This is a genomic window from Nocardia ignorata NBRC 108230 (assembly GCF_001612905.1).
Classification (GTDB): Bacteria; Actinomycetota; Actinomycetes; order Mycobacteriales; family Mycobacteriaceae; genus Nocardia; species Nocardia ignorata.
In genome coordinates this window covers 382,833-396,425 of sequence record NZ_BDBI01000005.1, presented here as the reverse complement: position 1 = coordinate 396,425, position 13,593 = coordinate 382,833, and the positions used below count along the sequence as shown (strand labels likewise).

Annotated in this window: 11 protein-coding genes; 2 read left to right on the top strand and 9 right to left on the bottom strand. The window is 69.7% G+C overall.

Going from position 1 to position 13,593, the window contains the following annotated elements; genetic code table 11:
- Position 1: 1 nt before the first annotated feature.
- Positions 2-745: an LGFP repeat-containing protein gene (locus NI2_RS05605; protein ID WP_067486744.1), complete on the top strand. Its 744-nt coding sequence runs from the start codon at positions 2-4 to the stop codon at positions 743-745.
- A gap of 3 nt (positions 746-748) precedes the next feature.
- Here NI2_RS05605 and NI2_RS05600 read toward each other — a convergent pair whose 3' ends face one another.
- From NI2_RS05600 to NI2_RS05580, 5 genes are all read right to left on the bottom strand, one after another.
- On the bottom strand, positions 749-1,102 hold the full coding sequence (locus NI2_RS05600; protein ID WP_243749936.1) for a hypothetical protein: 354 nt from the start codon (positions 1,100-1,102) through the stop codon (positions 749-751).
- Positions 1,103-1,176: 74 nt separating this feature from the next.
- Positions 1,177-1,989, bottom strand: coding sequence for an isoprenyl transferase (locus tag NI2_RS05595; protein WP_067486738.1), 813 nt, complete (start codon positions 1,987-1,989; stop codon positions 1,177-1,179).
- 119 nt (positions 1,990-2,108) lie between these two features.
- Positions 2,109-2,879 (bottom strand): DNA repair protein RecO, encoded by a 771-nt coding sequence (recO, locus tag NI2_RS05590; RefSeq protein WP_067486735.1) that lies wholly within the window; start codon positions 2,877-2,879, stop codon positions 2,109-2,111.
- Positions 2,880-2,943: 64 nt separating this feature from the next.
- The gene (locus tag NI2_RS05585) at positions 2,944-3,546 is read right to left on the bottom strand and encodes a TetR/AcrR family transcriptional regulator (protein WP_067486732.1); all 603 of its coding nucleotides are present in this window, start codon (positions 3,544-3,546) and stop codon (positions 2,944-2,946) included.
- Positions 3,533-4,399 (bottom strand): alpha/beta fold hydrolase, encoded by an 867-nt coding sequence (locus NI2_RS05580; protein WP_067486729.1) that lies wholly within the window; start codon positions 4,397-4,399, stop codon positions 3,533-3,535. Before NI2_RS05580 ends, NI2_RS05585 begins: the two co-directional genes overlap by 14 nt.
- Positions 4,400-4,547: 148 nt before the next feature.
- Between NI2_RS05580 and NI2_RS05575 the strand changes: the two genes are divergently transcribed.
- A complete protein-coding gene (locus NI2_RS05575; RefSeq protein WP_067486726.1) occupies positions 4,548-5,972 on the top strand; it encodes an amidase in 1,425 nt (474 codons plus the stop codon).
- Position 5,973: 1 nt separating this feature from the next.
- Here the strand turns inward: NI2_RS05575 and NI2_RS05570 are convergent, their stop codons facing one another.
- The 4 genes from NI2_RS05570 to NI2_RS05555 all read right to left on the bottom strand — a co-directional run bounded on the left by NI2_RS05570 (position 5,974) and on the right by NI2_RS05555 (position 13,573).
- Positions 5,974-7,710 carry a serine/threonine-protein kinase gene (locus tag NI2_RS05570; protein WP_067486723.1) on the bottom strand — a complete coding sequence of 579 codons (1,737 nt, stop codon included), beginning with the start codon at positions 7,708-7,710 and terminating at the stop codon, positions 5,974-5,976.
- Positions 7,707-8,921 carry a DUF7373 family lipoprotein gene (locus NI2_RS05565; RefSeq protein ID WP_067486720.1) on the bottom strand — a complete coding sequence of 405 codons (1,215 nt, stop codon included), beginning with the start codon at positions 8,919-8,921 and terminating at the stop codon, positions 7,707-7,709. Before NI2_RS05565 ends, NI2_RS05570 begins: the two co-directional genes overlap by 4 nt.
- Complete coding sequence (locus NI2_RS05560; RefSeq protein ID WP_067486717.1) at positions 8,908-10,551, bottom strand: serine/threonine-protein kinase; 1,644 nt, start codon at positions 10,549-10,551, stop codon at positions 8,908-8,910. The genes NI2_RS05565 and NI2_RS05560 overlap by 14 nt, the downstream gene beginning before the upstream one ends.
- 181 nt (positions 10,552-10,732) lie before the next feature.
- A complete protein-coding gene (locus NI2_RS05555) occupies positions 10,733-13,573 on the bottom strand; it encodes an ABC transporter substrate-binding protein (protein ID WP_067487118.1) in 2,841 nt (946 codons plus the stop codon).
- Positions 13,574-13,593 lie beyond the last annotated feature (20 nt).

The following is a 13,593-nucleotide window of genomic DNA, read 5'->3' as shown; positions in this document are numbered from 1 at the left end:
TGTGGCACTACACCGACGAACGCTTCGCACACGCGGCCTGACCGTCCTGGCCGCCGTCACCGTGGCAGCCGCTGCCGCCGCCGGGACGGCCCAGGCGAGGATGATCGGCGCATTCGAGGTGGGCGGTGCGATCGAAACCGAATACGACCAGGTGGGCGGCGCCGCGCTCGGCGACCCCACCGGCCCGGAGGCCGACGCGGCGGCGGGCGGCAAGTACCAGACCTTCGCCAACAACGCGGCGATCTACTGGCACCCCGACACCAACGCCAACACCGTCGCGGGGCAGATCCGCGACAAGTACGCGGCCCTCGGCAACGAGTCGGGGACGCTCGGCTACCCCGTCACCCGCGAACTGTCCACCCCGGCGGGCAACGGCCGGTTCAACCACTTCCAGCGCGGCTCGATCTACTGGTCCGTCGGCACCGGCGCGCACCAGATCAGCGGCCCGATCAAGGACAAGTGGGCGGCCCTGGGCTGGGAGTCGAGCCCGCTCGGCTTCCCGCTCACCGATGTTGCCAAGGCGGGCAAGGCCGACGGCCAGTTCACCATGTTCCCCACCGGCGCCATCTACTGGTCCTCGACCACCGGCGCGCACGCGGTGTGGGGCAGCATTCAGGCCGACTGGATCCGCGCGGGCGCCGAGAACGGCCGCTACGGCTACCCGACCAGCGACGAATACGACTACCAGGGCGGCAAGGCCCAGGACTTCCAGGGCGGCAAGATCACCTGGAAGCCGAGCAGCTAGCGGCTACGGCGCGAGCAAGCCCTGCCTGGCCTTGCTCGCGCCGGACAGCGTGAGCAGGAGCATGGTGGTGAGGGCCTGATCGTCGAGGCCCTCAGCCGGGAACGTGTAGCGCAGGATGATGTCGGCCAGTTTGCCGCGCGAGATCAGGGTGACCGAACCGAACTGGATCTCGGCGTTGCGTTCGGCGACGCGCTTGTGTAGTTGCGGTTTCAGCGGTCGGTCCCAGGCCAGCACGCACGTCATCGACAGGACCGTGAGGCCCGGCGCCAGGGTGACGGCGCGGATCGACGACAGCGCGCCGTCGTACTCGAAACCGAGCGAACCATCGGCGTCCACGCGCACGTCGATGTCCTGCATCTGCAGGCAGGCGCCGGTGCGCGCCTGCAGGTCCAGTTCGGGGGTGACCGTGGCGTCCATGTCGGCTCCGTCGCTCATTTGGTTCCACCGAAACGGCGGTCGCGCTTGGCGTATTCCAGGCACGCGGCCCACAGGTTACGCCGGTCGAAGTCGGGGAAAAGCGTGTCCTGGTAAACGAATTCGGCGTAAGCGGCCTGCCAGATGAGGAAGTTGGAGCTGCGGAACTCACCCGAGGGACGAAGGAACAGGTCCACATCGGGCATGTCCGGCTCGTCGAGGTAGCGGGCGACGGTCGACTCGTCGACCTTCTCGGGGTCGATCTCCCCCGCCGCCACCCGGCGCGCGATTTCGCGTGCGGCGTCGGCGATTTCGGCGCGCCCGCCGTAGTTGACGCACATGGTCAGCGTCATCACGTCGTTGTCCTTGGTGAGCTCCTCGGCCACCTCGAGTTCCTTGATGACGCTGCGCCACAGGCGCGGTCGGCGCCCGGCCCAGCGGACCCGCACACCCATCTCGTGCATCTCGTCGCGGCGGCGGCGGATCACGTCGCGGTTGAAGCCCATGAGGAAGCGGACCTCGTCGGGGCTGCGGCGCCAGTTCTCGGTGGAGAAGGCGTAGGCCGACAGCCACTTCACACCGATCTCGATGGAGCCCTCGACCGCGTCCATGAGCACGGCCTCGCCACGTTCGTGGCCCGCGGTGCGCGGCAGACCACGCTCTTGAGCCCAGCGTCCGTTGCCGTCCATCACCAGCGCGACGTGGTTGGGCACCAGCTCCGGCGGAATCGCGGGAGGGCGGGCACCGGAGGGGTGCTGCGACGGCGGACGGACGGTGCGGGTCGAGCTGCTCCCAGCGGCGGGGTCACGACGGAGGATCACGGCCTCCATCCTGCCTGATCCCCCGCCGCACTCCGCACGGGCTCCGACATCGCGGCCGGACCACACGACAACACGGGCTCCCCCGTCGATGCCCGATCCCGCACCGAGCCCCGCACGCGCTCCGACTCTCAGCCCGCGCGACCGGCCGTCGCGGCGCCGGGTTCGACGCGACTGCGCTCGATCAGCGGCAGGGTGCGCAGCTGGCGTTCCAGATGCCACTGCAGATGGGCGGCGACCAGACCGCTGGCCTGGCGGCGCACATTGTCGGGAACCTCCGCGATGTAGGCCCACTCCCCCTTGAGCAGTGCGACGAGCAGGTCGAGCACGCCCGCGGCGGGCGTGCTCGCGCCGGGTGGGCGGCAGTGCACGCACACCGCGCCACCGGCGGCGACGTGGAAGGCGCGGTGCGGGCCGGGCGTCGCGCAGCGGGCGCATTCGTCGAGCGCGGGTGCCCAACCGGCGAACCCCATGGCGCGCAACAGGTATGCGTCGAGGATGAGCTCGTGGGGGCGCTGTTTCGCGGCGATGGCACGCAAAGCGCTCGCGGTGAGCGCGTGCAGTTTCGGGGCGGGGGCGCGTTCCTCGCCGGCGAGACGCTCGGCGGTCTCGAGGATCGCGCAGGCGGTGGTGTAGCGGCCGTAGTCGTCGATGATGTCGGCGGCGAACGCTTCGACGGTGGTGACCTGGGTGACGATGTCGAGGGTGCGGCCCGGGTGCAACTGCACGTCGATGTAGGCGAACGGCTCGAGCCGGGCACCGAACTTCGACTTGGTCCGCCGCACACCCTTGGCGACGGCGCGCACCAGCCCGTGTTGCCTGGTCAGCAGCGTGACGATGCGATCGGCCTCGCCCAGCTTGTGCTGACGGACCACCACCGCCTCGTCCCGATACAACCGCACGCGCCCAGTCTTCCACGTCGCCCCGACACCGCGTCCACGGACACGGCGGACTCCCTCCCCGCGGTCAGCTCGGCCTGAGCAGACCGGTGATGAGCAGCAGCAGCGACTGCTGGGTTTCGGCGCGGGCGCGGTCGGGGTCCTCGGCGTGCGCGACGATGAGCGAGGCTTCGGTGATCGCGCTGAGCAGCAGCTGCGCGAGCACCGGGACCGGGACAGCGGGGACGATGCCGGAGTCGACGGCGCGCTGGAGTTCGGCGGTGATCAGGCCGAGCCCGTGCCGGGATTCGAACTCGCGAAAGTCGGGCCAGCCCAGGACCGTCGGGGCATCCATCAGGACGATGCGCACCATCTCCGGGCGGCCGCAGATATCGAGGAAACAGGCCAGACCGGCCGTCATGCCCGCGACGACGTCGCCGGGGTCGACCGCGTCGATCGCGCGCGCGATCTCGGCCGTGGCCTCGGTCTCGATCTGTTCGAGCACCGCGAGAAACAGCCCCCGCTTGTCGCCGTAGTGGTGGTGCAGGGCACCGCGGGTGACGCCGGCGGCGGCCACCAGTTGCTCGGCGGAGGTACCGGCGAAGCCGCGCTCGGCGAACAGGTCACGGCCTGCCTGCTCGAGCGCGGCGCGGGTGGTGCGGGAGCGGTCCTCCTGACTACGGCGCTGCATGCAGCCGAGTGAACTCCACGATCAGTTCGGCGAGCAACTCCGGCTGGTCTTCGGGCAGGAAGGTGTAGGAATCGCCGACGGTACGCAGGCTCGCCCGCGGCAGGTCGGCGACCAGCCGACGGGCCAGCGACATCGGGAACAGCTTGTCCTCGGTGGACCAGACGACGAGGACCGGCAGGTCGACTTCGGCGAAACGTTCGGCGGCGGCCAGGGTGTGCCGTGCGTCCACGCCCGCGGCGAAGCGGCGCAGGTCCGCCCTGACCCCGGCATCACGCCGGGCGGGACCGAGGTAGGACTCCGCGATCGGTCGGGGCAGTGCGTGTTTGGTCACCCAGCCGAAGGCGAGCGGTAGTCGCTGCGCGGGCCGCCAGCGCAACGGGGCGAGCAACGCGGCGATGGCACCCGGGATCTTCGTCAGACGGACCAGGGTCGTGAAGGGCTGCGGCGGGAAGACCTCGTAGCAGTCGACGGCGGCGAGGATGACGCGGCCGATCCGCTCCGGGTGGCGGGTCATCAGGATCTGGGTGAGGGCGCCGCCGGTGTCGTTGGCGACGATCGTGACGTCGGTGAGGTCGAGCGCGTCGAGGAACTCCGCGATCAGGTCGGCCAGGCCGACGGGTGTGAGGTCGGCGTCGGGCATCGGAATCGAATGCGAGCCGAGCGGCCAGTCGGGTGTGAGGCAGCGGTGTCCGGCCGCGACGAGGCCGGGAACGACACCGCGCCACAGATCGGCGTTGACGAGCAGGCCGTGGACGAAGACGACCGGTGATCCTGTTCCGGTGTCGTGATAGCGGATGCGACCCGACGACAGCGTGAGGTCGTGCGCCGGGCCGAGTGCTGAGCTGATTCCCATGGGGTCCTCCCCTGATCGAAAGCTTGGCCCAATCACTGTTACATACATACCGTATGTATGTCTAGGCGAGATATCCACCTAGGGTATGTGGACGAGTGACCAGTTGAGGGATAGCGTCGAGGCGACTACCTGCAGAGAGGGAGTTCAGATGTCCGCGCCCGACCGCATCGCGCCGCCACCGGCCGACCTCGGCCTCGCCGAACTCGCCTCGGCCCTGACCGGCGGCACGACCAGTTCGGTCGCCGCCGTCACCGACGCACTCGACCGCATCGAGGCGTCGCAGCCGACGCTCAACGCCTTCCGGGTGATACGCCGGGCGGCCGCCCTGCGCGAGGCCGCCGAGGCCGACGCGCGGCTGGCCGCCGGTGTCCGATTGCCGCTGCTCGGGGTGCCCGTCGCGGTCAAGGACGACACCGATCTGGCCGGCGAACCCACCGCCTTCGGCTGCGGCGGTGAGTTCCCGCCCGCCACCGAGGACGCCGAATCGGTGCGCCGATTACGCGCGGCGGGCGCGGTGATCGTCGGCAAAACCAACACCTGCGAACTCGGCCAACTGCCGTTCACCAGCGGCGCGGCCTTCGGCCACACCCGCAATCCATGGGACCGCACCCGTACGCCGGGTGGTTCCTCGGGCGGTTCGGCGGCGGCAGTCGCAGCCGGAATGGTCCCTGCCGCACTGGGTTCCGACGGCGCGGGTTCGGTGCGAATCCCGGCGGCGTGGACCAACCTGGTCGGCATCAAACCGCAGCGGGGCCGAATCTCCACCTGGCCGCTGCCGGAGGCGTTCCACGGGCTCACCGTCAACGGACCGCTGGCCCGCACAGTGGCCGACGCGGCCCTGCTGCTCGACGTGGCCGCCGGTGCGCACGACGGCGACCTGCACACCCCCGCCCCGATCGACGCGCGCGCCGCCGTCGGCCGCGACCCTGGCAAGCTGAGAATCGCTGTGTCGCTGAACATTCCGTTCACCGCGACCAAGACCGCACTCGATCCCGAGATCGCGGCCGCCGTGCACGCGATGGCGGGCACCCTGCGCGGGCTCGGGCACACGGTGACCGTGGCCGATCTGCACTACGGTCTGCTGGTCGGAGCGTCGTTCCTGCCGCGTTCACTGGCCGGGATCAGCCGGGTGCACCGCACGATGCCCGGCGCCGTCGTCGACCCGCGCACCACCGCCAACGCACGCCTCGGACGACTACTCGACGGCCCTGCCCTGTTCGCCGCCCGCCGCCTGGAACCGTTGCTGCACAGACGAATCGGCGGATTCTTCGACGACTACGACTTGGTGCTCGCGCCCACCACCGCTACCCCCGCGCCGCGCGCCGAGGACATCGACGGCATCGGTACGAGCTCGACCAATGCCCTCATCACCGGCGCCTGCCCGTATACGTGGCCGTGGAACGTCCTCGGCTGGCCGAGTGTGAACGTACCCGCGGGCTTCACCGAGACCGGACTACCGATCGGCGCGCAACTGATGGGCACGGCGAACACCGAGCCGCTGCTCATCTCTGTTGCGGCGCAGCTCGAATCGGTGCTGCACTGGGAGCGTCAGCGGCCGACAGCGTGGTGGTGAGTCAGAGCGGGGCGTTCACCCACCAGCGGTTGTAGAGGTCGGTGCCGTCCGTCCCGCCGAGGACGACGATCAGGCAGAAGTTGCGGGCGGTGTCGTCGAATTGGATGCTCAGCGCACCGGCGACGGTACCGGGAACGCGGCCGGGAATGTCCTGGATGACGATCCGCCCCCGGCCCGACGGCCGCTCCCACAACTCTTCCCTGGTCGCGAAGGCATCGTCGAACTTACCGGCGGTGCCCGGTGCGCGATTGCCCTTGCAGGCCACCGTCATCCGCTCGACCGGAGCGCGATCGCCGTTGCAGCTGAGGGTGCCCATGTCACCGAGTTGGTCCAGCGGTACGGGGTCGTAGTTCTTGTCGATCGCGGCGCACCGGGTGCCCTGATAGCCACTGGCGAACGGAGACTTCGGGAGGAGCTCAGGAAACGCCCGCACAATGTATTCGTGGGCCTTCCACGGTGATTCGGCGGCCGTCGTCGGGACCGCCGATGTCGCAGCGATCTCGGGGGTCTTCGCGTCATCCCGGTTCAGCGCGACGATCCCCACGGCGAGCGCGGCGACGGTGACCACGGCGGCTGCTCCGGCAACCAGCGAACGTCGCCTGCGCGGTCGGTCGACGGTCGGGCCGCCGCCGGAAACCCACGCCTGCTGCGCACCGTGCGAAATAGCCTGTGTGCCCATCCCTCTCGGAGCCTCGGGCACACGGCCTTGCACGCTGCGTGCGCCGTGCGGAGTGCCCTGCGTACCCGGCGCTCCGCTCGGCATTGCCGGCACGCCGCTCGAAACTCCCGGCGCACCACTCGACACACCGCCCCCCGGTGACGCGCCGAGTTGTCCGATCGGTGAGTTCCGCGGCAGCAACGCCTGGGGCTGCCCGAGGTGAGCCTCCGGAGGCACCGGCGTGCCGAATGCCGCAGACGCGGCCGCGGCCAAGGTGCCGCAGCTGGCGTAACGGTCGTCGGGGTTCTTGGCCAGCGCGCGGGCGATCACCGCGTCGATGGCGGGTGGAAGGCGCGGATTCAGCTCGGTTGGCCGGGGTGGCGGCACGGTCAGGTGGGCGTTGATGACGGCGGCGGGCGTATCGCGGGGGAACGGCTTGCGGCCGGTGAGCAGCTCGAAAAGCGTGCAGCCCAACGAGTACTGGTCGGCGCGATGATCGACGGCATCGAGCCGGATCAGTTCCGGCGCGGCGTAGGCGAGGGTGGCCAGGAAAACGCCGGACTCGGTCAGCGCGGTGCCGTCGGTGCCGGATTTGGCGATGCCGAAATCGGCGACCAGCACCCGGTCCGGCTCCCCCGCGCGCGACTCCAGCATCAAGTTGGCGGGCTTGACGTCGCGGTGCAACAGTCCGGCGCGGTGGGCCGCGTCCAGTCCGGCGGCGGCTTCGGTGACGATGTGCAGCGCCAACCGCGCATCGGGCAGACCATGACGCAGCACGGAGGCGGCATCGGTGCCCGCCACGTACTGCATCGCGATCCACAGCGCACCCTGGTCCATCCCGCGATCGTGGACCGCAACCACATTCGGGTGGTCGATCCGAGCTGCCAGTTCGGCCTCCCTGATGAACCTGGCTCGGAATTCGGCGGAGGCGCTGTGCGCGTCACCGAGCACTTTGAGCGCATCCCAGCGCGGGAGTCGCGGATGACGCGCGGCGTAGACGGTGCCCATGCCACCACTGCCGAGCACTCGCTCGATCACATACCCGGCGAAGACCGCACCCGGGCGCAGCTGCGCGGTCATTCGGCCAGTTCCAGCAGGCTGTACTGGGCGGCCGCCTTCTGCCGGATCTGCTGTTCGGTCGGCGCGAAGATCGTGGCGATATAGCGGCTGTGCAGCAGTGCGCACACATAGCGAACCTCCGGCTCGCTATCGGACGCGCCGGAATCGCCGCACCGGATGTCCTCGATACCCGCGGGACCGGGCAGCGGTCGCAGGTCCGCCGCCCAATCCGTGGCACCGCGCTCGTAGGCCTGGCGCGCCTCGGTGGCGTCGAAGTAGCGTTTGAGTCCGTCGAAGCCCATCAACGCCAGGGCATTCGCGGCGCTCCGATGCTGGCGTGAACTCATCAGAAAGGTCGCGTTGGGGCCGTACACCACGCCCCTGGCGTGCAGCATGCCCTTCCCGCCGGCGATGTTGTCCGCGTCGACCAGCAACACCGCGGGCGCCGACCAACGCCCCACCTTCTCCGGAACCATCCTGGCCAGCATGCCCTCACCGTCGATCGGCAGGTCGGCGAACCGCTCGGGCGGCGTCGGCACGAAGCGGGCGAGTTCGGGCAATTGCGCATCCAACGCTGCGCCGATCAGAGTGGTCAGCGCCGCGGCATCGGGGGTGGTGTGCACGGCGTACACGCTGACCACGAACGCGCCGTGTGCGATGGTGGCCGCCATGCTCGCCACGGTCGGTCGCCAATGCGCCTTGGCCGCAGGGTATTTCGGGATCGGCACCGCGACGTTTTCGGCGCTTACCGCTGCATCGCCTGCGTCGAGGCCGGCCGCCGCCGCGGTCGCCGCAGCCGCATTCGGCATGCGAAGGGCAAGAACGGTCAGCTGCCGGGTGCGGGCTGTGTCGGTCCCGCCGACGACGAAACCGGCGAGCATGCCGTGCTCGGCGAGCACGGCACGTGCCTGGTCGGACAGCACACCCGACACCTTCGCCGGAGTCGGCAGCGGAACGGCATCCCATCTGGAGGGTGGGACCGACAGCGCGGAATCGGCTTCGGCCGGATTGACCATGACCTCGCCGATCCGCAGCGACTCGATCACCCTCCCCGAGTATTCGGTTCCCGGCGGGGCCTGTAGCGGAACATGCTGGTAGTGCCCATAATCCAAGGTGGCGAGGTCGACCCGGACCGGCTCTGCCGTGCCGGATACCCGGCAGCCGGTCACCGCGGCGGTCAACAGGACGGCACCGAGCAGACCGCGGGCGGCGCGGGAATCACAGCGGCGCATCGGCCCACCACCTTTGGCGCAGTTCGGCGCCGTTGGCGCCGCCGAGGACCCTGATCCGGCAGAACGACCGGGCGGGATCATCGAAGTAGATCGACAGGTTGCCGAGGAGATTCCCGTCCATATCGGTGTTCCTGCCCCAGTGCAGATTTCCGGTCCCGGACGCACGGCGCCATTGTTCGCTGCCCTCCACCGTGTCCGTGCTCGGCGGCGGTGACATCAGCGAGCGGTCGGTCTTGCATTCGATGGTGACCGAGACCGCCGGGTCGCGGTTGCCTTCACAGCGCATTCGCGCGAAAGGCGCGAGTGTGTCGGTCGGAACATGGTCGCCGTTGTCGTTGATCATGTAGCAGGCCGTCAACTCCTGGTATCCGACGCCGAGCTGAAAGACGGGCAGCAGGTCGGGAAACAGGTCGGCGATGAAGCTGTAGGCGCCCCACGCGGTCGCCGGGGGCAGGGGCGGCGGCGAGGTGGTGGCCTGCGCGCTCGGCGACTCGGTGCCGCCACCGGTCCCGAGCATCGCGGCGGTGACGACGCCGACCATGAGCACCGCCGCTGCCGTGATCCAGAAACCACGGCGGCGGACGAGCCGGGCGAACGGGGTGCGCCGTGGTAGCAGGACCGCCGTGAACGGGTCTTCGGGGATGAAGCGCGCTCGTGGATCCGGTGCTGCCGCAGCGGCTCCCGCAACGTACTGCGGAGGCGGGGTGGATGGATGTACCGAGTTCGGGACAGCAGCGGAGGTGGGTGCGGCAGGTCTCTGGACCTGTGGTGCCGACGGTGCGGGTGCGGACCCGTTCATCGCCTCGCGGGCCGCGGCGGCCAGCGCACCACACGAATCGAACCGCTGCGCCGGGTCTTTGGCCAGTGCCCGCGCGATCACCGCGTCGAAGCCCGCCGGGAGCCCGGGGCGCAACGCGGACGGCCGCGGCGGCGGTTCGTGCAGGTGGGCATACATCACCGCAGCGGGCGTTTGCCGAGGGAACGGGACTGTGCCGGTGAGCAATTGGAACAGCGAGCAGCCGAGGGCATAGACATCGGCGCGGCGATCGACGGGGTCACCGCCCAGTCGTTCGGGCGCGACATAGGACAGCGTCGCGGTGAAGCCACCACCGGCCGACAGCGTCGCGGTGTCCTCGGCATGCCGGGCGATGCCGAAGTCGGTGATCAGCACCCGGTCGGGCAGGCCCGACTGTTCGGCGACGAGGATATTGGCCGGTTTCACGTCGCGGTGCAGCAGTCCCGCACGATGCACCTCGTCGAGGCCGCGGGCCGTTTCACCGATGATGTGCACCGCGCGCGCCGGGTCGAGCCCGCCGGGAGCGCGCCGGATCAGGTCGGCGGCGTCGGAACCCGCGACGTACTGGGTGGCGATCCAGAGCTTGCCCTCGGTTTCGCCGCGATCGCGCACCGCGACCAGATTCGGATGCTGTAGCCCGGCGGCGAATTCGGCTTCACGCAGGAACCGCGCCCGGTACTCCGCGTCGTCGGCGTGGTCGTCGGCGAGGATCTTGATCGCGTCGTGGCGGGGCAGACGCGGGTGCCGCGCCAGGTACACGGTGCCCATGCCACCGGAGCCCAGCTTCCGCTCGATCAGGTAGCCGGCGAACTCCGCGCCCTCGGCAATACTCACCCGCCCGGTCTCCCACGTTCACCACACTGCCGGGACCCTTCCGGCAGAGAACAGGCGCGAGGACCGGAATGGTCGGCTCGCACCAGGTCAGCCCCGGAAATCAACGGTTCCCGACCATGCCCGAGCGACTATAACAGCACGGATCAGGCTGTGCGGTCCAGCAATTCCGGGTGCGAACGGGCTACCGGCCCGGTTCGCGCCAGCTTTCGAGATCGCTCTTGGTTCCGGACGGGCACCCGTCTTGGCCGGGTTGACGGGGGAACATCATCAGGCAGCGCTGCGGTCCGCCCCCGCCCACCGCAGTGGTGACGAGCACCGCGATCGACGACCCGTCGGCGACCCGTTTGGTGGAGAAGCCCAATGTGCCGGTGACACCGCGATAGTCGGCCTCGCGCAACTGCACCGCGATCGCCGTCCGATTCGGCGGCTGGTCCCCGAGCACACCGCGGCTGGCGCGCACCGCCTGCAGGAACAACCCGCTCACGTCGAAGGCGAGCCCGGTCCTGTCCCCCGCCCACGTCGGCTGGTATTCGGCCATGTCCGGATAGGCGCGCAGGTCCTCGATGAGGCCGGCGAGCTCGGCGCACAGCTGTTCGTGTTCGAACGGCACCGGCCGGTCACCGAGTTTGCCGACGCCCTTCACACAGTCGGCTCCGCCGAGCATCACCGGCGCCGCCTTGGCCACGTAGCGCACCGTCAGGTTGGCCGGCAGGGCGATGGTCGCGCGCGGATCGGTAATAAGCCTCGTCACCGCGTCGTTGCCGAGCAGTGCCGGTCCGTCACCGCTGATACAACCGCGACTGAGGGCCTTGGCGAAGGTCGGGAAGTCGTCGTTGCGGCCCGCGAAGAAGAGCAGTTCGCGCCGGTCGAAGGACTCCGCCTCGCACGGTGCGGGCAGACCGTAGAGCTCCTGCTGTGCGCGCCAGCTCGTACTCCGGTGCGTCACACCGCGTTCGGTGAGCTCCTGCTGAAGGTCCTCGACCAGGGTCGTCACGTACAGGTCGTCGGGCGCCTCGGGGTGGTAGATGGTGACTTTGTCGTAGCGCGGGGTGCCGTCGGCGGCGCGTGCGCCCTGCATGTAGTCGGCGACCAACTTGGCCTGGACCGAATTGCTCGGCGCCGCTTGGAAATACAGCGGCGATGCCTGCTCCAGCCCGTCGGCCGACAGGGTGGTCGCCACCGCGGGCACGCCCAGCTCACCCAATCGCGTGATGGCCTTGCGGGTCTCGTCGGTGCTGCGGTCGATGCCGACCACGCCGAGCACGCTCGGGTCGTCGGCGACGAGCGGACGCAGCCGGTTCTCGACCACCCACCGGGCATGGCGCATATCCGAACCGCCGTTGGCGATGATGATCCGCAGCAACGGTTCGGACTCGTCGGAGGCGAGCAGGGCACGGCGCTGCTGCACCGCGAGCCCGGCCAGTTCCTCGACCTGTGCGTGCGGGTAGCGCACATTGGTGTCGACGTAGCTGAGCCCCGCGAAGTACACCAGCGAGATCAGCGGCCGGTTCGGGTTGCTCTCGCGCGCATCGGCGGCCGCCTCGTTCAGGCGGAACACCTCGCGCTGCATGGCCGACAGTTCCGGATCGTCGGCGAAGGTCTGGGCGACGTTGTCGCTGTAGCCGACGCATTCGCCGTCGACCATGCTCACGCTCACCCCGCCCGTCCACGGCCAGTGCGAGCACGAGGCGCCGCGCAGTGGTGGGAAGTACACCAGCGCGGCGGCCACCGCGAGCACGATCGGGATCAGCACGCACAAGCCGACGAACCAGCTGCGCGAGGCCATCGGCGGGGCGGGCGGTAGCGACTGCCCGCGGAAACGCGGATCACCTACGCGCGGTGTGGAATCCGGCGGTATCAGCGCGCGCAGCGGCAGGAACCAGGCGTCGGCCTGGCGGTGTGTGCGCCTGCTGTCGATCTCCCTGATCCAGGTCTGCAGCGGGTCGGGTGGCTGGGCGGTCGGCTGATCGGCGAGGCTTTCCAGCGTGCGCAGGGTGCGCAGATCGCTGATGTTCGACAGCTCACCCACCTCACGCGTCGGCCCTTCGTCGCGGAAGGCGACGACTACCAGTGGATCGAAAAGGCCGGTCTCGTTGCGGATCTCGTTGATCCAGGTGAGGATGCGCGCACCGTCACCGCCCTCGGTGAGACCACCGAGCAGGGCAACCGGGTAGGCGGTGCGCCGCCAGCTCGACGGCCGCCAGATGCGGCGGCGATACGCGTCGCGCAAGTCTTCCAGGAAGGCGTGGATGAGGAGTTTGGCGACCTGTTCCTCGTTCTCGTCCACCCGGTGCGAGGCGGTGAGCCGGGCGGCGAAACCCAGGAAACTGCCCGACAATTCGGGTGCGAGATAGCGCTGGTGCAGGAACCAGCGGGTCACCTTCGACATGCCGGGGATGCGTCCCGACACCCACAACCACAGGCGCAGCACAGGCCACAGGGCCAGCACAGCGAAGACCACGCTCGAAATCATGCCGCCCGCTGCGCCTTCGGTGGCGTCGGCACGGTTGGCGGACGAACCACTACGCAGCAGCTTGGGCAGGCGCCTGCGCAGTTCGTCGGGCGCCTCGGATTCGTCGGAGGTGACGCGCTGTCTGGTCAGCCAGTCGGCGGTGCGGTAACGCGGGAACTTGATGGCGCCCATCGCGGTGTCGTCGGTGGCGAAACCGGCGACCAGCTGCTGGATGATCGGCAGACAGTGGTCCGGGATCTCCTGGTCGTCGGCGTGCGGACCGGCGTTGAACGCGTTGACATCCGGGCTCAGCCGGGTGGGCGGCAGATCGGGAGCGTGCAGGTCGATCCTGGCGCGTGGGGTGGCCCGCCTGCCGCCGGACTCCCCCAACCAGCTGTAGAGATCGTTGACCAACGCGGTGTGGCCTTGTAAGCCGACCATCTCGACGATCGGGCGAGGCAGCGTGCGCCTGCCGTGCACCAGCGTGCGCCACACCCGGGGGCGGGTGTCGGGGATCTCCAGTGCCCGCAGCAGTTCCAGCAGCTTGCCGACATCGTTGGCATCGGGCACGTGCACAGCCTCCCCGGGTG